This is a genomic window from Gordonia sp. LMA484 (genome assembly GCF_058129505.1).
Genome location: NZ_CM176700.1, coordinates 3,338,744 through 3,362,827, shown reverse-complemented (window position 1 = coordinate 3,362,827; position 24,084 = coordinate 3,338,744). Strand labels below are relative to the sequence as shown.

Below are 24,084 nucleotides of genomic sequence, written 5' to 3'. Positions count from 1 at the left end.
CAATCTGACACAGACCAGATCAGTTTTCAACACGTGCGAAAACAAAAGTTCGGATAACCGAAATTCGGGTTCAGGCATCTCTGATCATCCGCCACACCCGGTCACGCGACATCGGCTGTTCGTAGGGACGTACCCCGACGGCCCGGCGGATCGCGTTGGCCAGGGCCGGGGCGACCGGGTTGTACGGCGATTCGCTCATCGACTTCGCCCCGTACGGCCCCAGGTCGTCGGACGTCTCGGCGAAATAGACCTCGGTGGTCGGGATGTCCGCCATCTGTGGGACCCGGTAGGTGCGGAACACGTTGGTGATCGGAACACCCTCGTCGAGCATGATCTCCTCATACAGTGACGATCCGATCGCCTGTGCCACACCGCCTTCCACCTGGCCGATGCACTGCTGCGGATTCATGACCGTGCCGGCGTCCGCGGCCTGGATCGACTGCAGGATGACCACCGAGCCGGTGTCGACGTCGACCGCGACCCGGAAGGCCTGCACGTTGAAGGCGATCGAGCGGAGGTCACCGTTCTCCACGCCGTCGGCGACCGCACGCCGACCGTCACGGGAGTCGGTACCGACGGCCTCGATGATCTGTGCGAACGAGATCAGTCGGTCGCCGACCAGTGCGCCGTTGGTGCCGAGGATGACTCTGTCGGGCTCCGCGTCCGCGATCGTGGCAGCGGCCCCGATCAGCTTTTCACGCAGCGAGATGCACGCCGCATGGGCTGCCTTCCCGGCCACGGTTGTTCCCGCGGACGCGAACGCGCCGGTGTCGTACTCGGCGGCATCGGTGTCCCCGTGGTGCAGGCGGACGCGATCGAGCGTGGTGTTCAGGACGGTGGCGGCGATCTGCGCGTGCACCGTGGTGGTGCCGTTGCCGAACTCGCTGGTACCGATCCCCAGGTGATAGACGCCCGCTGCGTCGACGCCGACCCGCACCCGCGCGATGTGTCCTCGGGGCGCCATCGTCGCGATGGCGGCCAGGGCCATGCCCTCTCCGACACGCCACTGCCGACCGCTCGGCGGCTCGACGCCGTTGCCGCGGGCGAGAGCCGCCTGTGCCAGGTCCAGGCACTGGTCGAGGCCGTAACTGCCGTAGACGAGGTCGGGCTCGGGTTCTGCGTGCGCGATCAGCAACGGATCACCGTCGCCGACGGCGTTGCGTCGGCGCAGTTCGAACGGATCGATGCCGAGAGTGACCGCGAGTTCGTCCAACGCACTCTCGACGGCGAAGATGACCTGTCCGAGTCCATAGCCGCGGAAGGCGCCCGATGGCGGGTTGTTCGTGTACACCACCTCGGCGTCCACCCATTTGACCGGACAGTTGTAGACCGAGATCGACTCGGCGCAGGCATGGAACATCACGCCGATCGCATGATTGCCGTAGGCGCCGGTGTCGGAGAGGACGTCGATCTTCAGTGCGGTCAGCCGACCGTGATCGTCGGCACCGAGGTCGACCGTCACCCGGAACGGGTGGCGGTAGGTGGTGCGCGTCATCTCGTCGGTGCGGGACATCTCGTAGCCGCAGGGCTTGCCGGTACGCAGGACGGCGAGGGCCACGAGGTCCTCGGTGAGGAGCTCCTGTTTGCCGCCGAAGCCGCCGCCGACCCGGGCGCTGAACACCCGGATGCGCTCCCGGTCGAGGTCGAGGATGTGGGCGAGTTCGTCGCGCACGAGGAACGGCACCTGCGTGCTGGTACGGATGACGAGGCGGCCGTCGTCGTCGAGCCAGCCGATGCTGCCGTGGGTTTCCAATTGAGCATGGGACACGCGCCCGGTGGACCATGTCCCGGAGACCGTCGTCGACGAGTCTCGCAGCGCCGCCGCAACGTCGCCGCCGAATCCTTTGTGGAAGTCGGCAATGACATTCCGGTCGGGATGGTTGACGCGGTCGAGTGGACCACGATCCGGATGGATCACGGGTGCCCCGGGACGGCGGGCCTCGTCCGGATCGAAGACCGCCGGCAGCACCTCATAGGTGACCTCGATCAGTCGGCAGGCCTCCTCGGCAGCCGCGGCAGTGTCGGCAACCACCGCCGCCACCCGTTGTCCCACAAAGCGAACGACGTCGTCGAGCATCCGCGTGTCGTCCGGATCGTCCTCCCGATGCTCATGGCGCGCCGTGGAGAACCTGCGGCCCGGGACGTTCTCGTGGGTGAGGACGAGCTCGACACCGTCGACCTGCTCTGCCGCAGATGTGTCGATCGAGACGATCCGGGCATGGGCATGCGGCGACCCGAGAACACGCAGGTACGTCATCCCGGGCACTGTGACGTCGAAGGTGTACGGCTCGCTGCCGGTGACGACGCGACGGGCCGCGGGCGGATTGGCGGACGTGCCGACGGTGCTCTCGACGCGGTTTCGGGTGCTCTCGACGGGATTTCGGGTTCCGTCGGCGAACTCGAGAGTGCCCTCGGCGGGAGTCGAGGCGGCGACGCCGTCGGCGATGGCGTCGCGGATCGCACGGTAACCCGTGCAGCGGCACAGGTTTCCCTTCATCTTCCGCGGTAGGTCGTCGAGGTCGGTGTTCTCGAGCGTCGAGGCGGTGACGATCATCCCGGCCGTGCAGAAGCCGCATTGGAAACCGAAGTTGTCGACGAAGGCCTGCTGCATCGGATGTAGATCATCGGGGGTCCCGAGGCCTGCGACGGTGGTCACCGCCCGGCCCTCGATGCGTTGTGCAGGGTAGATGCACGAATGGACCGGCGTGTCGTCGACGAGGACCGAGCATGCACCGCAGTCCCCGGCGTCGCAGCCCTTCTTCACCTCGAAATGCGCCGCCTCACGCAGGAGGGTGCGCAGGCATTGGCCGGGTCGAGGCGACACCTCGTGGTCGGTACCGTTCACGGTCAACTTCATTGTGGGACCTCGCCATCCGCGGTGAGTTCGGCGCGGATCTCCTCGGCGAGAACGGCGCTCACCGCCGCCCGCCAGTCGGCGGAGCCGAGGGGATCGGTGTAGTACCCGTCGGCCGATGCCACGGCCCGCCTCAGGTCATCGCGGTGCGGCATCTCGGGATAGCGGAGCAACTGCGGGCGCAGGGTCGCTGCGGTGATACCGAATACCGTTGTCCCGTCCTCGTTCCGGCGGCCGGTCACGACGGCGCCGGAACGGCCGAGTTCGGCGAGTGCGATCTTGCGGAACGCGGTCTGTGCGCGCATCGCGCCGCCGGGGATGTCGATGGCCCGCAGAATCTCGCCCGCGGCAAGCGAATTGGTTCCGTTGCCGGTGACGAGGTCCGCCACGGCGATGCGGCGGTCGGTGCCGTCGGGGCACCAGATCACGGCCTCGGCGTCGAGGCCTGCGGTCAGCGAGACCATCGACGCCGCCGCGAAGGACCGGCAGATGTTGCCGCCGACGGTGGCGACATTCCAGATCTTGAACGACGCGAGCAGGGCGTTGGCGCAGGCGGCGAACAAGGGGTGGGCGTGCCATGCCGGTCGCGCCGGCAATCCGGCGAGCTCGGCGATCCGACACGTGGCGGCGATGCGCAGGCCGTCGTCGGTGAGTTCCTCGATCGCCGGCCAGCCCATCGTGGTGAGGTCGACGACGCCGGTCGCGTCGACCTGTGGTTCGGAGAAGAACCACGTGCCGCCCGCGACGATGCGCTCACCCGACGCCAACCGGAGATCGTCGCGAGAGCGGGCATGACGGTAGGAGGAGATGGTGTTGAGGTCCATCAGCCCGCCTTGTCGATCAGCCGACGATGCTCCCGCGCGACGTCGGCCGCGACGAGATCGGTGTCGACGGTGAGCATCTCGCCGTCGGAGATGATGGGCCGCCCGTTCACCCATGTTCCGGCGATCGGCGGGATCGCACCGAGGACCAGCGCCGCGACGGGGTCGTCGATCCCGCTGTGGGCGATCGACGACAGGTCCCACAGAACGAGGTCGGCCAGCTTGCCGACCTCGATCGACCCGGTGTCGGCGTCGCGCCCGAGCACTCGTGCACCGCCGATGGTCGCGAGCTCGATGGCGGTGCGAGTGGTCAGCGCCGTCGGACCGCCCCGGGCGCGGGCCATGAGAACGGCCTGGTGTGCTTCCTCGAGAAGGCGGCACGATTCGCTGGATGCGGCGCCGTCGACGCCGAGCCCCACGGGTACACCGGCATCGACGAGATCCCGAGTCCGGCAGATGCGGTTGCCGAGACGGGCATTCGACGTCGGACAGTGGGCAACCCCGGTCGAGGTCGCGGCCAGCCTGCCGATCTCGGCGTCGTCGAACTCGATCCCGTGCGCGAACCAGACGTCGGCGCCGACCCAGCCGACCGACTCCATGTACTCCAGCGGTGTACACCCGAAATGCGCGTCACAGTACGTGTTCTCGTCGATCGACTCGGCCAGATGGGTGTGCAGCCGGACGTCGAGTTCGCGGGCCAACGCAGCGGATTCGCGTAGCAGTTCGGTCGTGACGGAGAACGGCGAGCAGGGTGCCAACGCGATGCGCAGCATCGAGTCCGGCGACGGATCGTGCCAGCGGGCCACCGCGTCCGTGCTGGCGGTCAGGATGTCATCGATGCTCTGCACCACGGAGTCCGGGGGAAGACCGCCGTCCTTCTCCGAGAGGTCCATCGAGCCGCGGGTGGGATGGAAGCGAAGCCCGATGGTCCGGGCCGCATCGATCTCGGCGCCGAGCAGATCGCCGCCTTCGGCCGGGAAGACGTAGTGGTGGTCGGTGGTGGTGGTGCACCCGGACAGGGCCAGTTGGGCGAGTCCGCCGAGAGCGGCGGTGCGCACCGCCGTCTCGTCGATGCCGGCCCAGATCGGGTACAGCGTGGTGAGCCACTGAAACAGCGTGTGGTCCGCGGCGAGGCCGCGGGTGACCCACTGGTACAGATGATGGTGCGTGTTGACCAGCCCGGGGGTGAGGGCGCAGCCGGTCCCGTCGATGCGGACCACGTCGTCCGGCAGATCGTCGGGGATGTCGCCGACCGCGACGATCCGGGTATCGTCGATCAGGACCGACGCGACCGGGAGTTCGCGTCGCCGGTCGTCGACGGTGATCACATACGCGTTCTCGATCAGCGTCATGGGGCGCCGGTCACGAAGTGGGCGGGTCGACTCGTCGTTGCTGGTGGACACTCGCGACACGCTACGACGATCGCGTTACGGCCGGGTTTCTTTCGCGTCGGACCGCTCAGGCCTCGTCGATGTGGAACGCGGTCGTGCGGGGGATGGCCAGCGCGAGCAGTGCCGCGACCGCGCAGGCACCCAGGGAGATCGCCGACGCCCACAGATAGCCTGCTTCCGCCGGGACGGACACGGTCATCCCGTCGGGGTCGGTCACGGTGACCATCGACAGCGTCAGGATCATGCCGACCACGGCCGCCGATGTCGACGTCCCGACCACTCGCATCAGGGCGTTCACCCCGTTGGCCTCGCCGGTCTGCTCCACCCGCACGGCACGCATGATGAGCGCAGGCATCGCCGAGTAGGCGATGCCGAGGCCGGCACCGATGAGGCAGGCGACGATGAGCATCATCCACCAGGCCAACTGCCAGGAACCGACGAGTGCGACAACGAACACGATGTATCCGAACGCCATCACGACGCCGCCGGTGGCGAGCGACACCCGCGGCCCGAATGCGGCGGTGAGCCGAGCGCTCACATGGGAGAAGACGAACATCAGCACACCGCTGGGCGCGAGCACCAGACTGGCGTTCAGCATCTGCAGGCCCAGGCCGTTCGGGCTGGCCGTCGGTGCCATCAACAACTGAATGGGGATCAGCTGCATCGAGTAGAAGGCGAAACCGGTCGCCACCGATGCGATGTTGGTCAACAACACCGGACGTTCGACCGCGACGGCGAGGTCGATCAGAGGGTTCGCCGATCGACGCTCGACGATCCACCACACGATGGCGACCACCACGAAGGCGCCGAACATCCCGAGCGTGAGTGGGTCGGCCCAGCCCCAGGTCGACCCCTTCGACAGCGGCAGCAGCAGGAGCACCAGCATGCTCGCCAGTCCGCCCGCACCGAGCAGGTCGAACCGGCCCCCGGCGCGTGATCGGCTCTCGGGCACGGTCAGCGCAATGCCCAGGCCGCCCAGCAGGGCAGCGGCGGCACACGCCCAGAACAGGGCATGCCAGCTGACGTGCTGGGCGATCGCAGCCGCGAACGGCAGCCCGAGTGCCCCGCCGACGCCGAGGGAGGCGCTCATCGTGCCGACCGACGAGCCGAGGTGTCGGGGCGGCACGATGTCGCGCATCACGCTGATGCCGAGGGCGATGGTCCCGAAGCCGAGGCCTTGGAGAGCCCGCCCGACGAGGAACGGCGGGAGTGACCCGGACAGCGCACACACCACCGATCCCGTCGCGACGCAGGCCATGCTCGTCACCAGCATCAGGCGCTTGCCGTACATGTCGCCGAGCCGCCCACCGATCGGGGTGACCACCGCCCCGACCAGGAGCGTGATCGTGAGCGCCCACGACGTGTTGTCGGGTGGGGCATTCAGCAGCACGGGGAGTTGCGGGATCAGCGGGACGATGATCGTCTGCATCAGCGCGACGACGATTCCGGCGCCGCACAGGATGGCGACCGCGAGGCGGGGGTGACCGTCTCCGTTCGCCGATGGCCCGGTCTCGGCATCAACCGCCCGGCTCATCGCACTCACGACTCATCCACCTCCGATCGCTACGCTATCGAGTCGCCGAGCACGTCGGTGCACCGGTTATGACATCGGGTGCCACGAGGGCGGGTCGAGCCCTGACGCCAGAACACGAACAGCCGCCGGCTCAGGTCGGGACTCGCGGCCGCGGCGAACGACTCAAGCCCGAGCGTTCGGTCGGTGTTGTTTCCGGAAACGCACAGGTCAACGGCATTCTTGTGAGGCAAGCGCCCCGACGAGTGATCTCGTTCGATTATCTCGGCCGCTGTGTCGCCGCGAACATGGGACAAGTAATCTGAGTCCACCCCAGCGAGTAATCCATGCGGCAGATGTGTGCGCTCGCCACCACCGTGGTGGGCGTAGTCCGGCGCACTGACGAGAGAGAGTCACGTGTTCGAGAAAGTCCTGGTGGCCAATCGCGGAGAGATCGCGATCCGAGCTTTCCGCGCAGCTTATGAACTCGGAGCGAGAACGGTTGCGATCTTCCCGTACGAGGACCGCAACTCGGTGCATCGGCTCAAGGCCGATGAGTCGTATCAGATCGGTGTACCTGGGCATCCGGTGCGGGCGTATCTGTCGGTGGATGAGGTGGTGGCTGCGGCCAAGCGGTGCGGTGCAGATGCGATCTATCCGGGGTATGGGTTCTTGTCGGAGAATCAGGGGCTGGCCGCGGCATGTGCGCAGGCGGGTATCACCTTTGTGGGGCCGTCGGCGGATGTGTTGGAGCTGACCGGGAACAAGGCCACGGCGATCGCGGCGGCGAAGGCGGCGGGGCTTCCGGTGCTGGCGTCGTCGGAGCCGTCGGCGGATGTGGACGAACTGCTGGCGGCGGCACAGTCGATGCAGTTCCCGCTGTTCGTGAAGGCGGTCGCCGGTGGTGGCGGCCGGGGTATGCGTCGGGTCGAGCAGATCGATGAGCTGGCCGATGCGATCGCCGCGGCATCGCGCGAGGCGGATGCCGCGTTCGGTGATCCGACGGTGTTCTTGGAGCAGGCGGTGGTCAACCCCCGCCATATCGAGGTGCAGATCCTGGCCGACACGCATGGCAATGTGATCCACCTGTTCGAGCGGGACTGCAGCGTGCAGCGTCGTCACCAGAAGGTGATCGAGCTGGCGCCGGCACCGAATCTGTCGGAGGAGTTGCGCGAGCAGATCTGTGCCGATGCGGTGGCGTTCGCCCGCCACATCGGTTACACGTGCGCCGGCACCGTCGAGTTCTTGCTCGATGAGCAGGCGGCCGCCGGGAGCGCAGCGAGCGGGGCCACTGGGTCGGCCGCCGGGAGCGCAGCGAGCGGGGCCACTGGGTCGGCCGCCGGGAGCGCAGCGAGCGGGGCCACTGGGTCGGCCGCCGGGAGCGGGCCCAACGGGTCCAAGCCGTATGTGTTCATCGAGATGAATCCGCGGATTCAGGTGGAGCACACGGTGACCGAGGAGATCACCGATGTGGATCTGGTCGGCTCGCAGCTGCGGATCGCTTCGGGCGAGTCGCTGGATGATCTGGGATTGAGCCAGGAGAAGCTGCAGATCCGGGGTGCGGCGATGCAGTGCCGCATCACCACCGAGGACCCGGCCAATGATTTCCGCCCGGATGTCGGGCGGATCACCGCCTACCGCAGCCCGGGTGGTGCCGGGGTGCGTCTGGACGGCGGCGCGGTGTTGGGTGCCGAGGTCAGTGGGCATTTCGATTCGATGCTGGTCAAACTGACCTGTCGGGGACGCGATTTCGCGACGGCGGCGCGTCGCGCCCGCCGCGCGGTGGCCGAGTTCCGGATTCGTGGTGTGGCCACCAACATCCCGTTCCTGCAGGCGGTGCTCGACGATCCGGATTTCCGGGCGGGTCGGGTGACGACGTCGTTCATCGAGGACCGGCCGTGGCTGCTGACGTCGCGGTCCTCGGCGGATCGTGGCACCAAGATCTTGTCGTTTCTGGCCGATGTGACCGTCAACAAGCCGCACGGCGAACGTCCGACGACGGTGTACCCGCGCGACAAGCTGCCCACTCTGGACAAGGCAACCCTGTCTGCTCCGCCGGACGGGTCGCGCCAGCGGCTGCTGGCGTTGGGGCCGGAAGGGTTCGCGGCGGATCTGCGTGACTCCAAGCGGCTCGGCGTCACCGACACCACCTTCCGTGATGCGCACCAGTCGTTGCTGGCCACCCGGTTGCGTACGTCGGGGTTGTTGATGGTCGCCCCGTATGTGGCGGCGTTGACCCCGCAGCTGTTGTCGGTCGAATGCTGGGGTGGGGCCACCTACGATGTCGCGTTGCGGTTCCTCAAGGAGGATCCGTGGGATCGGTTGGCGCAGTTGCGCGAGGCGATCCCCAACATCTGTCTGCAGATGCTGCTGCGCGGGGCGAACACGGTCGGCTACACCCCGTATCCGACGAAGGTGACCACCGCGTTCGTGGCCGAGGCCACCGAGGTGGGCATCGACATCTTCCGGATCTTCGATGCCCTGAACAACATCGAGCAGATGCGCCCGGCCATCGATGCCGTGCGCGAGACCGGTACCGCCGTGGCCGAGGTCGCCATGTCCTACACCGGTGATCTGGCCAATCCGGCCGAGGACCTCTACACGCTGGATTACTACCTGCGCCTGGCCGAGCAGATCGTCGACGCCGGTGCGCACGTACTGGCGATCAAGGACATGGCCGGTCTGCTGCGGGCCCCGGCGGCCACGAAACTGGTGTCGGCGCTGCGTCGCGAGTTCGATCTGCCGGTACACGTGCACACCCACGACACCCCGGGCGGCCAGCTGGCCACCTATCTGGCGGCATGGGAAGCCGGCGCGAGCGCCGTGGACGGGGCCAGTGCGGCCCTGGCGGGTACCACGAGTCAGCCGGCTCTGTCGGCGATCGTCGCGGCGGCCGCGCACACTGAGCGCGACACCGGCCTGGATCTGGCCGCGGTGTGTGATCTCGAGCCGTACTGGGAGGCACTGCGCAAGGTGTACGCGCCGTTCGAATCGGGGCTACCGGCCCCGACCGGACGGGTCTACACCCACGAGATCCCCGGCGGGCAGTTGTCGAACCTGCGGCAACAGGCCATCGCACTGGGGTTGGGCAACCGGTTCGAGGCGGTCGAGGAGGCCTACGCGGCCGCCGACCGCATGCTCGGCCGCCTGATCAAGGTCACCCCGTCCTCCAAGGTCGTCGGCGATCTCGCCCTGGCCCTGGTGGGGCGTGGCATCACCGCCGAGGAGTTCGCGACCAACCCGTCCGGCTACGACATCCCCGACTCGGTGATCGGATTCCTGCGCGGCGAGCTGGGTGACCCGGCCGGTGGCTGGCCCGAACCGCTGCGCAGCGTGGCATTGCAGGGCCGCGGTGAGGCGCCGCCGCCGGAGACGTTGACCGATGCCGAGTCCGAGGCCCTCGACACACCCGGCGTACAGCGTCAGCAGACACTGAACCGGTTGCTGTTCCCCGGGCCCACGGACGAGTACGAGAAACACTTCGAGGCCTACGGCGACACGTCACGGCTGTCGGCGAACCAGTTCTTCTACGGGCTGCGCTACGGCGAGGAGCACCGGGTGGTGCTCGAACCGGGTGTCGATCTGCTCATCGGGCTCGAGGCCATCAGTGAACCCGACGACCGCGGAATGCGCACGGTGATGTGTGTGCTCAACGGCCAGTTGCGGCCGGTGTCGGTGCGCGACCGCTCGGTCGACTCGGCGGTGGAGGCCGCCGAGCGGGCCGACCGGTCCAATCCTCATCACATCGGTGCGCCGTTCGCCGGTGTCGTCTCACTGTCGGTCGATGTCGGGGACGAGGTGGCCGCCGGCGCCGCGATCGGCACGATCGAGGCGATGAAGATGGAAGCCACCATCACCGCACCGCTCGGCGGCAAGGTTGCCCGTGTCGCCGTCGGACAGGTCACCCAGGTCGCTCCGGGCGACCTGCTCATCGAGATCGGCTGAGCCGACACGGAGAACGCCCGGATACCCCGCCGCAACGGGGGTGTCCGGGTGTTCTGCGTGTCTCAGCTCGCAGCGGTGCCGTCGACGACGAGGTCGGCGCGATCGCGCGTCGTGGCGATGAGTTCGGCGTTCGGTTCGTCGACGGTGTCGACCCACGCCTGCGCCTCGGTGAGGGTCTTGCCGGCGGCCACGTGGCGCTCGAGCAGGCGGGTGCGCCGGAGGTCGGCGGGAGCGTCGACGTAATAAAGTCGCGCGAGCAGTCCGGCGATCGGTGACCACCGGCCGTCCAGGGCGAGATAGTTGCCCTCCACGACGACGACCCGCGCCGCGGGACCGACCACGATCCGGGCGGCGATCGGCTCACCCATGGAATGGTCGAAATCGGGGCAGTAGACCGGTCGATCGGCGTCCCGCACGATCCGTTCGACCAGCGCGACGAACCCGTCCGTGTCGAAGGTGTCCGGTGCTCCTTTGCGGTCCGCGCGGCCGAGGTCGGACAGGACGCGGTCGGACAGGTGGAAGCCGTCCATGGGGACGAGCGCAACGGCGTCGTCGCCGCGTCGCCGGGCGAGGAGATCGACCACCGACCGGGCGAACGTGCTCTTGCCCCCTCCCGGTGGTCCGGTGATTCCCACGAGCACGCGGGCCTGCTTGGTCACCAGGGTGTCCAGCTCGTCGGCCACGACCTCGGCCGGTGTCTCACCGTCGTGGGGCATGCGATCGACGGTAGTCGCACGAGCAACGCGGGTCGTGGCAGACAACGCGGGCCGTGGCAGGCAATGCGGGTTGTGGCAGACAACGCGGGTCGCTCCGGTTCACGCGAACCGTCGACGGTCCGCGTGAACCCGAACGACCCGCGTGAACCCGAACGACCCACGTCCGGGGGTCGGGAGGATCAGCTCGCCGGGCCGAAGTAGCTCACGTCGTCGTTGCCGATGAGGTCGGGCACGGTCCACCCATCGAGGTCGTACTCCGCCAGGCACTGCTCGGCGAGACCCTTCATCTGGTCCACGCCGCCACGGTTCTGCGCGGCGAACAGCAGCTCGGCCTTCACGTTCTCGTGATTGCCCGAGTAGTTGCGCTCGTACAGTTCGTGGCGTCCGCCGAACTCGGAGCCGACCGAGTCCCACAGGGCCTTCATCACCTTCACGCGTTCCACGGCGGTGATGCCGTTCGATCCGCGGACATACTTGTCCAGGTACGGGCGTACGTCAGGGCTCTTGAAGTCGGCGGCACTCGACGGCAGGTAGATCAGACCCGACGCGACATCCTGTTCGATGATCTCCTTGACGCGCGGGTATCCCTGCATCATGAACATCCGGTAGGTCAGCCCGTACTCCAACTTCGGGATGACGGTGTCGCCGATCCACGGTTCGGGATTGCGGGCCATGGCATCGGACAACGTCCAGAAGAGGTTCCGCCAGCCGATGACCTCACCGACGCGCGACTGCACGCCGCGGAAATCCCCGGCGCCGGTGCAGTCGAGCGCCTTCATCAGCAGCCCGGCGATGAAGTCGAGCTTCACGGCCAGACGTGTGCAGCCCTGGAAGGTGAACCGGGGCAGGAAGCCGGACTGTGGGAAGAACGCGTTGATCCGGTCGACGTCGCCGTACATGAAGACGTTCTCCCAGGGAACGAGCACCTTGTCGAAGACGAAGATGGTGTCGTTCTCGTCCATCCGGCTCGAGAGCGGGTAGTCGTACGGGCTGCCCATCACCGCGGCCTGCTGGGTGTAGGACGTGCGGCAGATCAACTTGATGCCGGGGGCGTCCATCGGAACCGTGCAGATGAGCGCGAACTCCTTCTTGCGGATCGGCAGTCCGTAGTGGGCGATGAAGTTGTAGTTGGTGATCGCCGAGCCGGTCGCGACCACCTTGGCGCCGGAGACGATCAGGCCGGCGTCGGTCTCCTTCTCGACCTTCATGAAGACGTCGCCGACCTCGTCGGGCGGCAGCTGCCGGTCGACCGGCGGGTTGATGATGGCGTGATTCCAGTAGAGGACCTTCTCCTGTGACTCCCGGTACCAGCGCTCGGCGTTCGCCTCGAACGGTGCGTACAGATCCTTGTTGGCGTGCAGCGTGCCGAGGAAGCTGGCCTTGTAGTCGGGGGAGCGGCCCATCCAGCCATAGGTCATCCGTGCCCATTCGGCGATCGCGTCGCGCTCTTTGAGCAGGTCGTCCGAGCTCGTCGGCGCCTTGAAGAACGGCATGGTCACGCCGCCGTTGCCGGTGTCGGTCGGGGCGGTGACCTTGTCCTTGTGCGGGCCGGAGTGCATCGAGTCGTAGAGGCGGGCGGTCATCCGGACGGGGTTGCGGAACGCAGGGTGGGTGGTGACGTCCTTGACACGCTCACCGTGCAGCCATATCTCGCGACCGTCCCGCAACGACTCGATGTACTCGTCACCTGTCATCGGGCGGGAGGCGAAGTTGCGGGTCCTGTTGACCTCGCTCTCCGCAGCCGGATTCACCTGGGGTGCATCGGTCTCGGGGCGTTCGATGGTGGTCATGATTGATACCTCTTTCTGATCGATTGATCGCAATTGGTGCGCAATGGGTGGCCGGTCAGACAGCCTGTTCGGACGTGGCGAGGTGGAACGGCGTGAAAGTCGTTGTGGAGTCGAACCATCCGGAATGCGGGTCATCGGCGGACAGTGTCCACAGCGAATTGACCGACGGTTCGCCGAGGTCGTGAAATGTACTGCGGTAGTAGAGAAGCGGGTCCTTTCCGCTGGCCTGGGCATCGACGATCTCACCGATGAAGATGATGTGGTCCCCGCCGTCGTAACTGCGCCAGGGCATGCAACTCAGGGTGGCCGCCGAGCCGCAGAGGATCGGGGCGGTGGGACCGTCGGCCCACACGGGACCCGGCTGGGCCGGCCGTCCGGCGAAATGCATTGCGATATCGAGTTGATCGGCCGCCATGATGTTGACCGCGAACGGCGCGTCCGACAGGAATCCACAGGCCTTCGACTTGCGTGTCAGGGTCACCTGGCAGAGTCTCGGTTCGAGCGACACCGCGGTGAATGCGGTGACCGTCGCACCATGCGGTTCACCCTCACTGTTCGCGCAGGTGATGACCGTGACGCCGCTCGCGAATTGGCCGAACACGTTCTGTAGTGCCTTGCGTTCCATGTGCTTCCTCCTTTCGATGGGGCAGAATGTGATGTAGAACATAGGACGACCGCGGCCGCCTGACGATCCGCTGAGCGCGATGGCGATCCGGAAAGCGCGACCAGGTCGTGAGGAGTGACGTATGAGCAGGTTGGAGCGGCTGCGAATACCCGGGGAGCGCGACTGGGATGCGGCTTCACATGCGGTTTCCGACGCATATTTCCCCCATGAGTTGAGTCCGTGCGAGGCGCGGAGCACGGCAACCGACGTCGACGTGTCGGTGACCGTCGTCGGGCCGTTGCGGATCGCGCGGATCGGGTGGGGTGCCGAGGTCGCGGTCCATTCCGATCATCCGGGGGCCTACGGCATCAATGTGCCGCTCGGTGGCGTGCTGGAGACGACTGTCGGCGGGCATACGGTGGTGTCGACCAACGGTCTGGCGACGATCAACCCGCCGGACACCCCGGCCGACATCACGCGGTGGTCGAGTACCTGCACGATCGTCGGGGTGAAGATCGACCGCGATTTCCTGCAACACGAGGTGGTCCGGGTGGCCGGTGACCCGAACGCGTCCATCCCGGATCAGCTGGATCTGCGATCGTCCGAGGGGGCGAGCTGGTTCCGGTTGGTCCGCTCGATCGCGAACCAGCCGGCCGACGATCCGCTGCTGTCCAATCCGCTTGTCGCGCAGCAGCTTGCCGCATCCCTGACGGACGCATTCCTGCTGGCGGCGATCTCCGATGACCCGTCCGATCACCTCACGCCGCGCCCGCGGATCGTGACGCGGGTGCTCGACGCGATGCGGGCGGACCCGGCACGGGCGTGGACGGCGGCCGACATGGCCGAGCTGGCCGGGGTGAGTGTGCGGCGCCTGCAAGAGGGATTCCGCGAGTATGTGGGCAAGACACCGCGGGAATGCCTGACCGACATCCGGCTGGCCGCGGTGTACGACGATCTCGCGAGCGGCCGTTCGGCCTCTGTCACCGAGTCCGCGATGGCGTGGGGCTTCACGCACACCGGGCGTTTCGCCGCAGCTTTCCGCGCCAGATACGGTGTCGCGCCGTCGGCCGTCAGGCGGGAGTGAGACCGGCGGTTAACCGAAGTGGTGTGAAGTGTGAGATGATTGACAAGCGAGGGCCGCATGGCTCTCGTGTGCATAAAGAGAGAAGTACACAGCATCATGGCTCAAGGAACCGTCAAGTGGTTCAACAGCGAAAAGGGCTTCGGCTTCATCGCTCCCGACGACAGCACCGATGGTGACGTTTTCGTTCACTACTCGGCAATTCAGGGTGGCGGATACCGCAGCCTCGAAGAGCAGCAGCGTGTCCAGTTCGAGGTCGAGCAGGGCCCCAAGGGTCCGCAGGCCACCACAGTGACCGCACTGTAGTAGACCAGACACCTCTCAAACGCCGCCCAGGTCTCCTGGGCGGCGTTTGTTGTTGGGCCGCTGTTGTTGGGCCGCTGTTGTTGGGCCGCTGTTGTTGGGCCGCAACGTCGATCGTGTCAGCCCGAACGGTCCGAGGCCTCCGCAGGCGGATCAGTCCACCGATCACGTGCCGATCGTGGCGCGTTGCTGGAGGGCCGCGCGACGCAGGATCCGCTGGGCGTCGAGATAGAGATGACTGTGTTCGGAACCCGGCACCCCGGCGCACTGGCCGGCCTGGCGCAGAAGCGCGGCGGCGAGGGTGGACGAGGTTCGCGGCGGGATCACCAGAAGGGTGACCGACGCCCGGTCCGCCGTGATCGACATCAGGGGCAGTGCGTCGGGCGAATTCTCGGAGTCGAAGCCCGGATACCGCGCAAAATTACGCCAATTCACGTCGATACGTGAGATCGTGCCGAGCCTGCTGCGTGCCGCCGACTGCAATGCCGGCAGTTCCTGGGAGATCTGCGACGTGTAGGGCAACCAGGCGCCCGCCACCGGAAGGGTGAGATCGGGTGCGAGTTGCAGCCGTGTCGGGCCCAGGGTGATTGTCACCGGGACGCCGCTGGTCAATCCCGCCCTGCGTTCAGAGGTTCATCTGGCACATCGGAGAACTCGAGATCCGCGGTGGCCGATGTCGTCTGCACGGCGGCGTGCGTGGTGTCAGTGCTGTGGGAGAAGAGCGTGGAATCGTTGGCCATCAGGTATCCGTTCGCAAGTGATGGGGCGGATGCTGCCCATCGAGAGGAGAATCCACCGCCGACCGGCTCCGCGCGAATGCGTGGACGCTGTGAATAATCGGCTCACCTCGACTGTACTCCCTGCCGATGCTGCGACGGTGCATTGACCCGGGCCGCGGCAGGTTGTCGTGCCAACGTGTCAGCTACCCCGGTACGTCGAATACGAGTAGGGGCTGAGCAGCAGGGGAACGTGGTAGTGGCGCTCGGGATCGTCGACCTCGAAGCAGACGTCGACCTCGGGATAGAAGGCGGTGACCGCGTGATCGGCGAACCAACTGCCGGTGTCGAACACGAGATGATGGATCCCGGGCACCAGCGGGTCGGTGTTGACCTTGCCGATACGGCCGTCGGCGTCGGTGACCCCGTTGGCCAACTCGGTGCCACTGGCGTCCTGGAGGGAAATCGCGACACCTGTTGCCGGAGAACCGGTCACGGCATCGAGCACGTGGGTCGACAACCCGGTCACGCCTGTGCCTCCTCGTCGAGGTAGATGCTGGCGGGCGTCAGCATCCTCCTGAGCCTACTGCGGTTGATCTTCGCCAACTCCATCCTCATCACGCGGCGTTCGGCCTCGGTGTCGTTGTGCATGCGTTGTTTGAGGATGTCGAGCAACTCGTCGGCGGGGCGACCGTTGGCGAACACGAGATAGACGTGACCGAACTTCTCCTCGTAGGCCGCGTTGAGTTTCTTCAACTCATCCAGCACCGCGGTGTCCGCACCGGCGACACCGGACTGCTCACGCTCCGATGACGGGTTGTCGGGCCGGTCGCCGATCCGTGGATGCCCGGCGAGCGCCTCGTCGAGATCCTTGTCCGTGAGCTCGGCCAGGATCAGATCCGCGTACTCCAGCATCGCCTCGTCGTCGGAGAACGGCCGAGCCTTCGCCACCCGTAACGCCCAGATCGATGAACTACAGCACTCGAAGAGTTGATGAAGTGCCTGGCGCTCCGAGAGTTCGTTGAAACTGGACAAACCTCGCCAATCGACTCGCCGCATGCACCCAGCCTAAGAGAGTTCCGGTTGACGGGTGAATCGGGCCGAGGTGAACGGATTCGCATCCGCCACGAGGTCATCGAAGCGATAATTTGCGATCTTGGCGATCTCGATCAGCGCGAACGACTTCTCGCTCGTCCCCGAGTTGTCCATGCGTGCCCAGCCGCTGCGCAGGACGCGGTCGTAGCGCTCGGTCTCGCGCGCGCAGATGACGAGCGGGAAACCGAAGTGTTCTTGATAGGCCGCGGCCAGGTTCACCACGTTGTCGTGCTCGGTCTCCTCCAGATGGGACAGGCCCTTGTGGTCGACGGCGATCAGCTGCCCGGTCTCCTCGTCCTCGGCGCCGAGGTCCGGGAAGGCGCGGATCAACGCCAGTTGTTCGTCGTCGCTGCCGGTGAGCATGGCCTCCTGGAACGCGCTGCGCAGATCGTGCACATCCTCGAACGGTTTCTGATCCCACGCCCGGTCCAGGACCCAGTCGACGTTCTGGACCACACCGCCGAAGGTGTCACGGAACTGCTCCTTGGTCATCGTGTTGACCTCGTCGAGGGTGATGGCGCCCCCGCCGGCGACGGCCGGGCCCCTGGCGCCCACATGGAAGAACAAGAGGTTCAACAGGATCGCGGTGATGGCGCCCATGGTGATGCCGGTCGAGAACGGGATCTGCAGGAATATGTTCGGCATCGACTCGTCGACCCCGGGTAGGGCGGGGACGTCGACCTGCTGACCGGACTTCTCGATCACGGTCGTGGGGGCCGCCGACTGCGAGAACTGCACGTAGAGGGCGACGGCGAGCGAGGTCGCCGAGATGATCAGGTTGCGATGGTCGGTGAAATCGACCGATGTCAACGTCTGGATGCCGACGATCGCCACGGTGGCGAACATGATGAGGGCAGCTCCGCCGAGTACCGGTGCCGGAATGCATTCGACGATCTTCGCGACCTTCGGGAGCAGCCCGAGAAGAATCATGATGACGCCTGCCGCGGCGACGACCCAACGGCTCTTGACGCCGGTGAGGCGCACGAGTCCGACGTTCTCGGAGAATGCGGTGTAGGGGAACGAGTTGAAGGAGCCGCCGATCACGGTCGCGAGTCCATCGGCGCGGACCGTCGCCGCGATGTCGTCCTTCTTGATGCGCTTGCCGACGATCTCACCGGTGGCGAACACCGAGCCGGTGGATTCGACCGCGACGACCATGAGCACGACGATGAGCGACACGATCGCCACGATGTCGAAGCGCGGCCAGCCGAACGCGAACGGCGGGGTGAAGCCCACCCAGTTCGCCTCGCCGACGATCGAGAAGCTGGTGTCGCCGAGTAGCCACGCCACGAACGTGCCCACGACGAGGCCGAGCAAGATGGCGATCGTCGCCATGAACCCGCGGAAGAACCGCTGCATCAACACGATCAGGATGATGGTGCCCAGCACGTAGAGCACCCACCGCCAGTTGGCCGAATCGTGGAGGTGGGTGGCCGGATCGCTGACCGCGTCGCCGGCTCCGACCGGGATGAGGCAGATGCCGATGATGGTGATCAACGTGCCGGTGACGACCGGTGGGAGGAAACGGATCAGTTTGGCGAAGAACGGGGCGATGAGGAAGGTGAACACGCCCGCGGCGATGACCGCGCCGTAGACGGTCTGGAGTCCGACCCGGCCACCGCCGTGATTGTTGGCGATCTGGATCACCGGCGCCAACGTCGCGAACGTGATGCCCTGGAGCAGCGGCAGGCGGACGCCGATCTTCCACACACCCACCGACTGCAGCAGCGAGGCGATACCGCAGGTGAAGAGATCAGCGGTGATGAGCATCGTGAGCGCTTCGGAGTCGAGGTCGATCGCCCGCGCGATCAGCAGCGGCACCAGCACCGCGCCCGCGTAGAACGCGACGACATGCTGCGCGCCCAGGGTGACGAGCTTGCCGGCGGGTGGAACCTGATCGACCGGGTGGACCCTCTTCTTCCGCTTGGCTGTGTCGCTGGGGGCTGGAGAATCCGTTGCCATCTCGTTCACCTCTACCGTCTCACCGCTGACCTGATCATCTTGGACCTGCACGGCGATTCCCGCTGATCGCCCGATCGTATATTTCGCTGGCGTAAAACGGACAGAAGGGGTTGCGCCGCACTAGTATCGGCGGTTGTCATGAGTAGCGAGTCAACCGTGTCGATCGGGTCGGGCGATGTGGTCGGCGTGGTGCTGGCCGCCGGTGCCGGACTCCGGTTCGGCATGCCCAAAATCGTTGCCTACGAGGGTGAATGGTTGCGACGCGCGGTCGTCGCACTGGCCGGCGGGGGCTGCGACTCGGTGGTCGTGGCGATGGGTGCCCGGGTCGTCGATCCACCCGCGGGTGCGTCGGCTCTGCGCGTTCCCGGATGGCGGCAGGGCCTCGCCGAGACGGTCCGGGTGGCTGCGGCCGCGGTCGCAGATGCCGGCGCGGCCGCGATGGTTTTACACGTTGTTGACACACCGGACGTCGGTCCGCTTGTGGCGTCCCGGGTACTCGCCGTCGCCGGGCGAGAGCGTGCTGCATTGGTCCGGGCGGTGTTCGACGGACGTCCCGGCCATCCGGTCTACATCGGGGCCGATCATCTCGCCGGTCTGATCGCGACGTTGGCCGGTGACATCGGTGCGAGTCACTACCTGACCGCCCACCGCGACGTGCTGCGACTCGTCGAGTGCGGGGATCTCGCGACCGGGGTCGACCACGACACACCGGACTGAGGTGCTCAGCGGGTCAGGTCCGCGACGAGCGTGTCGAGGACCTGTGCGCGAGAGGGGAGACCGCGCGAGTGGCCGAGGAGCATCGGCTGCGCGTGGCGCATGAAGACCGACGCGATGAGGAGATGGGCCGCGATGTCGGTGTCGACGTCGCCGCGGGTCACCTCGGCCCGCTGCGCGGACTGCAGGTACTCGCTGATCGCGGTGACCCCACGCTGGGGTCCGTAGTCGTTCTCGAGGATGACCGCGCCCAACTCGGACCGGAGTTCGTTGTCGGCCTGGGCGGCCATCAGTACGTCGAGTCCGGCTTCGAGGAACTCATCGAGACGCGCGGTGAACTGATCGAGGACCTTGTGTAGCTCCACGGCATCCCGCGGGGCTTCGGGCATGGTCGGACCGAATTCCCACAGTGGCCGCAACGATTCGGCGAACACGGCGCCCACCAGGCCTTTGCGGTCCCCGAAGTGGTAGAAGATGCTGCCCTCGGAGATGCCAAGGCGGGTGGCGATCTCGCGCGTCGTCACCCGGGCGATCCCGCGCTCGCGCAGGACGGCGAGGGTGGCCGTGACGATCTCGTCGCGCCCGGTCTTGGGTGGCCGTCCTCGTCTCATCACGTCGGACACTCTACGCACCTCGAGATTGTTATTGAGTATCGACTCAATATGTGTCAGCATTAATTGAGTTACAGCTCAATAAATACTCCCATCGGAGGTCGCAGATGTCTCGGAAATGGTTGACCCTCGCCGCCGTGTGTACCGGGGTGTTCATGTTGCTGCTCGACGTGACGATCGTGAACGTCGCACTACCGGACATCCAGCGGGATCTGGGGTCGTCGCTGGCGGGACTGCAGTGGGTGATCGACGCCTACGCGCTCACCCTCGCCGCCCTGCTGCTGACCTCGGGCACCGTCGCCGACATCGTCGGCCGAAAGCGTGTGTTCGCCTGGGGGATCGTGGTTTTCACGGTAGGTTCGCTCGCCTGCGGACTCGCGCCGTCGATCGGGTTCCTCATCGGTGCCCGTGCCGTACAGGGAATCGGCGGCGCGATCATGTTCGCCACGTCGCTGGCCCTGATCGCCCAGGCATTCGCCCCGCGCGAGCGTGGCATCGCGTTCGGTGTCTTCGGCGCGGTGACCGGTGTGTCGGTGGCCGTCGGTCCCGTCCTGGGCGGTGTACTGACGAGTGCGTTGTCGTGGCATTGGATCTTCTTCGTGAACATCCCGGTGGGCCTCGCGGCGCTCGTGGTCACGTTCGTGGGTGTCGACGAATCGCGGGCCCCCGGCCACCGACGGATCGACTGGCTGGGCTGTGTGACCTTCAGCGGTGCCCTGGCGTTGCTCGTGTTCGGTCTGATCCGCAGCCATGCCGATGGCTGGACGTCGGTGACGGTCGCCGGCTCGCTGGTGGGATCGGTGGTCTTGCTGATCGTGTTCATCGTCGTCGAACGTGTTGTCGCGCAACCGATGTTCGACGGGTCGCTGCTCCGTGTGCCCACCTTCAACGGTGGCCTCGTCGCGGCGTGGGCGATCTCGGCGTCGATGTTCTCGGTGCTGACCTACATCGTCATCTACCTGCAGAACATCATGGGCTTCTCCGCTCTCGAGGCCGGGATTCGCTTCCTGCCGTTCTCGGCAGTGGTGTTCGTCGCCGCGGCGGTCGCGGGTCGGCTGTCCGACGTCGTGCCGATCCGATGGCTGATCGGACCCGGATTCATCTTCGTCGCCGTGGGTCTCTGGCTGATGCGCGGCACCGATCCCACGGGCAGCTGGACCCAGCTCGCGCCGGGATTCGTCGTCGCCGGAGTCGGCACCGGCCTGATCAATCCGCCGCTGGCGTCCACCGCGGTCGGCGTGGTGGAGCAGGCGCGCGCCGGTATGGCGTCGGGAATCAACTCCACGTTCCGCCAGATCGGTATCGCGACCGGTGTGGCGCTGCTCGGCAGCCTGCTCGCCGCTCATCTCACCGACGGGGTGGCGACGGCGTTGTCGGGGGGTGCGCTCGCTGGGCGCGCCCACGAGATCGGCGAAGCGGTCGCGGACGGCAATCTGGCCGGAGTGCTGGGCAGCGTGCCGGGACCGTTGCGGGCCGACGTCGCTCGCACAGCAGCATTCGGCTACGTGGACGCCCTCGACCAGATCCTGCTGATCGCGGCGATCGTCGCAGTGGTCGGGGGCATCGTGGCGGCCGCGCTGATCCGCAGCCGGGATTTCCTCGAGGCGGCTCCGGGTGATCCCGAATCCGCTCCCACCGACCGTTCAGGCGCCGCCGATGTCGTCGACGAGGGTGTCGCCGGTCGGTAGGTTCAAGGCGCCCGCCGCGAAGCGGGTCACCGGACCCACGGCGGCGTCGAGCGCGTCGGCATGGCCGCTGCGCGCGCGTCCCCACAACCGACCGGATTCGCCGGTCGGTGTGACGCCGATGACGGCGACGAGTTCGCCGGTCGTCGGAATGCAGACGGCCCACACGAACAAGGTCTCGTCATCCCATCCACGCGCAACGACCTCGGTGTACCCGACGGGATCGGGGACACCGAGGTCGTTCAGCGCGGGGACGTCGGAGATGCGGTCGTCAGCGCGCAACGCGCGCAGATACCACGCTCCGGCGTTGATCTCGACTGGCTGCAAGTCCTACTTCAGCTCGAGGAGCATGGTGCCCTGGGTGACCGCGGCACCGGCCTCGACGGCGAGTCCGGTGACCACGCCGTCCTTGTGGGCGGTGACCGGGTTCTCCATCTTCATCGCCTCGAGCACCACCACCAGATCCCCGGCGGAGACCTCCTGGCCCTCCTCAACGGCGACCTTGACGACGGTGCCCTGCATCGGGGCCGCCACGGCGTCACCGGAGACGGCGGTGTTGCCGCCCTTCTTGCGGGCGCGTGCCTTGGGCTTCTTGCGCACGACACCGTTGGCGCCGCCACCACCGCCGCCGAGCGAGAGGTCGCCGGGCAGGGAGACCTCGACGCGCCGGCCGCCGACCTCGACGATGACGTTCTGACGCGGCAGCGAGTCGTCTTCCTCGATCGGTTCGCCACCGGTGTAGGGCTCGATCGGGTTGTCCCAGTCGGTCTCGATCCACTTGGTGTAGATGTCGAACTTCTCGACACCATTCTCGTCCTTGTGGCCGTGGAAGGCCGGGTTCTCCACGATGTGGCGGTGGAACGGGATGACGGTGGCGAGTCCCTCGACCTCGAACTCGGCCAGCGCGCGACGTGAGCGCTCGAGTGCCTGCTCACGGGTCTCACCGGTGACGATCAGCTTGGCCAGCATGGAGTCGAACTGTCCGCCGATGACGTCACCGGCGACCACACCGGAGTCGACGCGCACACCGGGGCCGGTCGGCTCCTTGTACACGGTGACCGGACCGGGGGCGGGCAGGAAGTTGCGCCCGGCGTCCTCGCCGTTGATGCGGAACTCGAACGAGTGACCACGCGGGGTGGGATCCTCGGAGATCTCCAGCTTCTCGCCGTTGGCGATGCGGAACTGCTGACGCACCAGGTCGATGCCCGAGGTCTCCTCGGTGACCGGGTGCTCCACCTGCAGGCGGGTGTTGACCTCGAGGAACGACACGAGGCCGTCGCTGCCCACGAGGAACTCGACCGTGCCTGCGCCGTAGTAACCGGCCTCGCGGCAGATCGCCTTCGCGGACTCGTGGATCTTGGTGCGCTGCTCGTCGGTCAGGAACGGCGCCGGGGCCTCCTCGACGAGCTTCTGGAAGCGGCGCTGCAGCGAGCAGTCGCGGGTGCCGGCGACGATCACGTTGCCGTGCTGGTCCGCGAGCACCTGGGCCTCCACGTGACGGGCCTTGTCGAGGTAGCGCTCGACGAAGCACTCACCACGACCGAACGCGGAGACGGCTTCGCGGGTCGCCGACTCGAACAGGTGGGGGATCTCATCGATGGTGTAGGCGACCTTCATGCCGCGGCCGCCGCCGCCGAACGCGGCCTTGATCGCGACGGGCACGCCGTGTTCCTCGGCGAAGGCGACGACCTCGTCGGCGTCCTTGACCGGGTCCTTGGTGCCGGGTGCCATCGGGGCGTCGGCCTTGAGTGCGATGTGTCGGGCGGTGACCTTGTCGCCGAGGTCGCGGATCGACTGCGGTGACGGTCCGATCCAGATCAGGCCCGCGTCGATGACGGCCTGGGCGAAGTCGCCGTTCTCGGACAGGAAGCCATAGCCCGGGTGGATCGCGTCGGCACCGGACTTGGCCGCGGCGTCGAGGATCTTGTCGAACACCAGGTAGGACTCTGCGGAGGTCTGTCCACCGAGTGCGAACGCTTCGTCGGCGAGCTTGACGAACAGCGCGTCGGCGTCGGGTTCGGCATAGACGGCGACGCTGGCGAGGCCGGCGTCACGAGCGGCCCGGATGACACGCACCGCGATCTCGCCGCGGTTGGCGATGAGGACCTTGGAAATGCTGTTCGCAGAGGGACTTGGCACTTGTTCTCCTGGGCGTCGTGACGCTCGGTGGAGCGGCACTGGCTGTTATGACTTACATCACGCGTCTGGGGTTCACCCGGCGGCCTTCGGTCTGCCCGCTCGAGTGAGGCACGACACTTGAGTTTAAGCATCACGCGTTCCGGAAAA

General features: G+C 66.8%; 20 protein-coding genes. 5 read left to right on the top strand and 15 right to left on the bottom strand.

Annotated elements, in window-relative coordinates:
- Positions 1 to 70 precede the first annotated feature (70 nt).
- The 4 genes from AC4AMJ_RS14790 to AC4AMJ_RS14775 form a co-directional block, all read right to left on the bottom strand.
- Positions 71 to 2,857 carry a molybdopterin-dependent oxidoreductase gene (locus AC4AMJ_RS14790; protein WP_489912996.1) on the bottom strand — a complete coding sequence of 929 codons (2,787 nt, stop codon included), beginning with the start codon at positions 2,855 to 2,857 and terminating at the stop codon, positions 71 to 73.
- Positions 2,854 to 3,678, bottom strand: a complete 825-nt coding sequence (locus tag AC4AMJ_RS14785; protein ID WP_489912994.1) for an FAD binding domain-containing protein — start codon at positions 3,676 to 3,678, stop codon at positions 2,854 to 2,856. The genes AC4AMJ_RS14790 and AC4AMJ_RS14785 overlap by 4 nt, the downstream gene beginning before the upstream one ends.
- Positions 3,678 to 5,027 carry an 8-oxoguanine deaminase gene (locus tag AC4AMJ_RS14780; protein ID WP_489918438.1) on the bottom strand — a complete coding sequence of 450 codons (1,350 nt, stop codon included), beginning with the start codon at positions 5,025 to 5,027 and terminating at the stop codon, positions 3,678 to 3,680. Before AC4AMJ_RS14780 ends, AC4AMJ_RS14785 begins: the two co-directional genes overlap by 1 nt.
- Positions 5,028 to 5,133: 106 nt before the next feature.
- Positions 5,134 to 6,600: an MFS transporter gene (locus AC4AMJ_RS14775; RefSeq protein WP_489900809.1), complete on the bottom strand. Its 1,467-nt coding sequence runs from the start codon at positions 6,598 to 6,600 to the stop codon at positions 5,134 to 5,136.
- A gap of 393 nt (positions 6,601 to 6,993) precedes the next feature.
- Between AC4AMJ_RS14775 and AC4AMJ_RS14770 the strand changes: the two genes are divergently transcribed.
- Positions 6,994 to 10,521, top strand: coding sequence for a pyruvate carboxylase (locus AC4AMJ_RS14770; protein WP_489912992.1), 3,528 nt, complete (start codon positions 6,994 to 6,996; stop codon positions 10,519 to 10,521).
- Between the two features lie 62 nt (positions 10,522 to 10,583).
- Here the strand turns inward: AC4AMJ_RS14770 and AC4AMJ_RS14765 are convergent, their stop codons facing one another.
- The 3 genes from AC4AMJ_RS14765 to AC4AMJ_RS14755 all read right to left on the bottom strand — a co-directional run bounded on the left by AC4AMJ_RS14765 (position 10,584) and on the right by AC4AMJ_RS14755 (position 13,652).
- Positions 10,584 to 11,237, bottom strand: coding sequence for a nucleoside/nucleotide kinase family protein (locus AC4AMJ_RS14765; protein WP_489912990.1), 654 nt, complete (start codon positions 11,235 to 11,237; stop codon positions 10,584 to 10,586).
- Positions 11,238 to 11,416: 179 nt separating this feature from the next.
- Positions 11,417 to 13,027 (bottom strand): 4-hydroxyphenylacetate 3-hydroxylase family protein, encoded by a 1,611-nt coding sequence (locus AC4AMJ_RS14760; protein ID WP_489900433.1) that lies wholly within the window; start codon positions 13,025 to 13,027, stop codon positions 11,417 to 11,419.
- A 55-nt stretch (positions 13,028 to 13,082) separates the two neighbouring features.
- Positions 13,083 to 13,652 carry a flavin reductase family protein gene (locus AC4AMJ_RS14755; RefSeq protein WP_489900434.1) on the bottom strand — a complete coding sequence of 190 codons (570 nt, stop codon included), beginning with the start codon at positions 13,650 to 13,652 and terminating at the stop codon, positions 13,083 to 13,085.
- Between the two features lie 121 nt (positions 13,653 to 13,773).
- On the opposite strand from AC4AMJ_RS14755, the gene AC4AMJ_RS14750 reads away from it, so the two are divergent.
- Together AC4AMJ_RS14750 and AC4AMJ_RS14745 are read left to right on the top strand one after the other, a co-directional pair.
- On the top strand, positions 13,774 to 14,715 hold the full coding sequence (locus tag AC4AMJ_RS14750) for an AraC family transcriptional regulator (protein WP_489900435.1): 942 nt from the start codon (positions 13,774 to 13,776) through the stop codon (positions 14,713 to 14,715).
- A 96-nt stretch (positions 14,716 to 14,811) separates the two neighbouring features.
- Complete coding sequence (locus AC4AMJ_RS14745) at positions 14,812 to 15,018, top strand: cold-shock protein (RefSeq protein ID WP_489900436.1); 207 nt, start codon at positions 14,812 to 14,814, stop codon at positions 15,016 to 15,018.
- Between the two features lie 162 nt (positions 15,019 to 15,180).
- Here AC4AMJ_RS14745 and AC4AMJ_RS14740 read toward each other — a convergent pair whose 3' ends face one another.
- The 5 genes from AC4AMJ_RS14740 to uraD (AC4AMJ_RS14720) form a co-directional block, all read right to left on the bottom strand.
- Positions 15,181 to 15,609, bottom strand: a complete 429-nt coding sequence (locus AC4AMJ_RS14740) for a DUF5994 family protein (RefSeq protein ID WP_489900437.1) — start codon at positions 15,607 to 15,609, stop codon at positions 15,181 to 15,183.
- Positions 15,610 to 15,623: 14 nt separating this feature from the next.
- Positions 15,624 to 15,755: a hypothetical protein gene (locus AC4AMJ_RS14735; RefSeq protein ID WP_489900438.1), complete on the bottom strand. Its 132-nt coding sequence runs from the start codon at positions 15,753 to 15,755 to the stop codon at positions 15,624 to 15,626.
- Positions 15,756 to 15,933: 178 nt separating this feature from the next.
- On the bottom strand, positions 15,934 to 16,260 hold the full coding sequence (gene uraH / locus AC4AMJ_RS14730) for a hydroxyisourate hydrolase (protein WP_489900439.1): 327 nt from the start codon (positions 16,258 to 16,260) through the stop codon (positions 15,934 to 15,936).
- Complete coding sequence (gene uraD / locus AC4AMJ_RS14725) at positions 16,257 to 16,790, bottom strand: 2-oxo-4-hydroxy-4-carboxy-5-ureidoimidazoline decarboxylase (protein ID WP_489900440.1); 534 nt, start codon at positions 16,788 to 16,790, stop codon at positions 16,257 to 16,259. The genes uraH and uraD (AC4AMJ_RS14725) overlap by 4 nt, the downstream gene beginning before the upstream one ends.
- 9 nt (positions 16,791 to 16,799) lie before the next feature.
- Positions 16,800 to 18,788: a 2-oxo-4-hydroxy-4-carboxy-5-ureidoimidazoline decarboxylase gene (uraD, locus tag AC4AMJ_RS14720; protein ID WP_489912988.1), complete on the bottom strand. Its 1,989-nt coding sequence runs from the start codon at positions 18,786 to 18,788 to the stop codon at positions 16,800 to 16,802.
- Positions 18,789 to 18,926: 138 nt separating this feature from the next.
- On the opposite strand from uraD (AC4AMJ_RS14720), the gene AC4AMJ_RS14715 reads away from it, so the two are divergent.
- Complete coding sequence (locus AC4AMJ_RS14715; RefSeq protein ID WP_489912987.1) at positions 18,927 to 19,505, top strand: nucleotidyltransferase family protein; 579 nt, start codon at positions 18,927 to 18,929, stop codon at positions 19,503 to 19,505.
- 5 nt (positions 19,506 to 19,510) lie between these two features.
- Here the strand turns inward: AC4AMJ_RS14715 and AC4AMJ_RS14710 are convergent, their stop codons facing one another.
- A complete protein-coding gene (locus AC4AMJ_RS14710) occupies positions 19,511 to 20,113 on the bottom strand; it encodes a TetR/AcrR family transcriptional regulator (protein ID WP_489918437.1) in 603 nt (200 codons plus the stop codon).
- Between the two features lie 107 nt (positions 20,114 to 20,220).
- Between AC4AMJ_RS14710 and AC4AMJ_RS14705 the strand changes: the two genes are divergently transcribed.
- Positions 20,221 to 21,801: an MFS transporter gene (locus AC4AMJ_RS14705; protein WP_489912986.1), complete on the top strand. Its 1,581-nt coding sequence runs from the start codon at positions 20,221 to 20,223 to the stop codon at positions 21,799 to 21,801.
- On the opposite strand, the gene AC4AMJ_RS14700 is transcribed toward AC4AMJ_RS14705, so the two are convergent.
- A complete protein-coding gene (locus AC4AMJ_RS14700; protein ID WP_489912985.1) occupies positions 21,757 to 22,125 on the bottom strand; it encodes a hypothetical protein in 369 nt (122 codons plus the stop codon). The two genes, AC4AMJ_RS14705 and AC4AMJ_RS14700, sit on opposite strands and share 45 nt — an antisense overlap.
- Before the next feature lie 3 nt (positions 22,126 to 22,128).
- A complete protein-coding gene (locus AC4AMJ_RS14695) occupies positions 22,129 to 23,937 on the bottom strand; it encodes an acetyl/propionyl/methylcrotonyl-CoA carboxylase subunit alpha (protein ID WP_489912984.1) in 1,809 nt (602 codons plus the stop codon).
- Positions 23,938 to 24,084 lie beyond the last annotated feature (147 nt).